General features: G+C 64.2%; 1 protein-coding gene and 1 pseudogene. Both read right to left on the reverse strand.

The window, feature by feature from the left end; all coding sequences use genetic code 11:
• Positions 1 to 601: 601 nt before the first annotated feature.
• Positions 602 to 1,063, reverse strand: a pseudogene (locus tag AB0M95_RS40870) (VOC family protein); the annotation flags it as partial.
• A gap of 529 nt (positions 1,064 to 1,592) precedes the next feature.
• Positions 1,593 to 2,192: a hypothetical protein gene (locus tag AB0M95_RS40875; RefSeq protein ID WP_363777140.1), complete on the reverse strand. Its 600-nt coding sequence runs from the start codon at positions 2,190 to 2,192 to the stop codon at positions 1,593 to 1,595.
• Between the last annotated feature and the right edge of the window lie 194 nt (positions 2,193 to 2,386).

Here is a 2,386-nt window from a genome sequence, read left to right on the forward strand (position 1 = left end):
GGGCCGACCACGGCCGCGCCGCCGCCCACGGTGCCGTCCTCGGCCTCGTAGTAGTCGTACGGCATGTTGGCGCCGCGCCCGACGAAGAACGGCTGCTCGGTGGTGTTGTTGGCGCGCTTGACCGGCAGCTCGAACCCTTGACGTAGAAAGAGTTGATCCGTTCAGCCCGGATCAACTGGAGATCGTAAGCGCATACCCAGACCTGAGGGGACGGTACATCGCGGTCACGCGCGCCAGCCGCACCACCAGGCGTCTCGATCTCGAATCTCGCGTCCTGTTCGCTCGTGACGCCGGGATTCTACTGGCGGGTATTAGCGCTTGGGTTTGCTGCCCGTCTACAGCCAGTGCGCAGCGGCCCGGAACGTCGTGCCGGTTGCCTCCAGGTCATCCAGGGCTTTGCGCCAGGCGGCGGCCTCGCTGTCGTCCACCTCGGCTCTCCGCTCCCGAACGTGTCCCCAGCCGCCAGGTAGGTCTCGTGACGCATGACCCCTTATTGAGTGGGGCCGAGGCTGTGGCGGAGAAGTTCGAGGTCGGCGAATGGGAACCGGCATAGCCAGCCGGATTCTTCGCTCCTTCCTGCCCACTCAGTCGAGGCAGATCCGTTGCCCTCAACGTCCTGCATGACCAGGCACGACTCGTTCACTTCATCGGCCGGCAGGAGCCGCACACGTACCGCGCCGAGCGGGATCAGCCGCGCGCATTCGGCCTCAAGGGCCGCCAGGCGCTCCTCACCCACCAGCCCGGTGCCGACCCGCACGTCAAGGTGCAGCCGATTCTTGACGACCTTGCTTTCGGGAACGCGCTGGAAGTAGAGCCGCGGACCCGCGCCCGAGGGATCACCGCATGCGAACCATGAATCCCGCTGCTCAGGCGGCAGCGTGCGATTGAAGTCGTCCCAACTGGCAAACCCTTCCGGTGGCGGCGGCGCGACGTACCCCAGCACCTCGCACCAGAAACGAGCAACGCGCTCAGGCGATGCGCAGTCGAAGGTGACTTGAATCTGCCTAACTGATGGTCCCACGGACAAATCCTCCCCGGCATGCAGGACGGAAATAGCGCACATTTGAACGGACGCCCGCCCAAAGCGGCTCACCGCGATGCCAGTGTCCTGTCTCGTTGAACTTGAGGCATGAGACCTCCTGAACTGCGGCGCCTCAGAATGGGTGAGACGAATCGATGAAGTCGCGTCTCATTGATCATGAGGCAGATCTGTGGATGTCTCGGCCCGTGAGCGTTGACGGGCTTGGGTTCGGATCGCTGCCGCGGCTGAAGGTCGGGCCACCGGCGATCATCTCCGCCGCGTACGGTCCATGTAGGACCAGTACTCTTCCAGCAGTTCGTCGCGCAGTGCCGCAGAGTCAGGCCGATCGCGGTGATAACAGAAGAACTCCATGCTGAGAGTACCCGTCGCTGAGCGCCCATGGTGGCCGAGCGGTTCACAGGTTATCTGTGGGCCGCACGCCATTCCCTGGAAAGACAATGAGGGGAGGAATTATGCCTCCGCTCACGTCTCAGGAGCGCCGGGTGGCCCGGAGGAGTCTCACCTCCGGGCCACCCGGCGCTCAGGAGCCGGTGTAAGACGGCGGTTTCGGCTAGCCCCTTTCTGGCGTGTAAGTGAGGCCTTCCTTCCACGCGTCAGGCTGTTGCCGGGCCACGGCGTTCTTCCAACGGTTGCGCAGATCGCTGCCCGTGCGGAGCGAGGGGTCGGGCATCGGGATGTTGCCGTAATGCGGCACGATCCAGTGGCGCCCCTTGGACTGGCGGCTGACGAAGAGGTATTCGCGGCCCGGCTCCAGCAGCGCGTCGTCGTCCATGAGCTGCAGGCTGTTCGTCTCCTGGACGTATCCACCCTGCTGGGCCAGCGTCACGGTTCCGGAGAGATCGCCTTTGAAGTTCTCGACGGCTTCGGCGCTCCAGAGCGTCACTGGCATCTTGCTCGCCGTGCTCATCTTCTCCTCGCCCTGCTTCGCGCTTACCTTGGCGACGAAGATGTTGTCGGCCCATCCGGCCAGCACCTGGTCGTTGCCGACGTCGAAAGCGTGGCTCGCGTGCACGCGCTGCACCGAGAATTCCGGCGCATCCCGGAACCATCCCGTTGCCGCTCCGCCCGCGACGCCGCCGACCAGAAGACCTATGAGCGCCGAGGCCACGACCGATCTCTTGAGGATCATCTCTGAATCGCTCTTCAGCACCAGAGGTAATTGTAGTCGGAGAGTAACTGGTTAGGTCTTTCGTGAGGCTGTCCGATTTGATCGGCAGTGCGTGATCCGCGATCATCTGTCGGGTGTCCGCGTCCTCCGTGCCGAAGCCGTCGTACGACGAGCTCGCAGCGCTGGTGGTGCGGTTGGGGACGGCGCTGGAAACCACGCGCAGAGAATTGGCGGAC

Origin of the sequence: Sphaerisporangium sp. NPDC051017 (assembly GCF_040683095.1) — a bacterium.
GTDB lineage: Bacteria > Actinomycetota > Actinomycetes > Streptosporangiales > Streptosporangiaceae > Sphaerisporangium.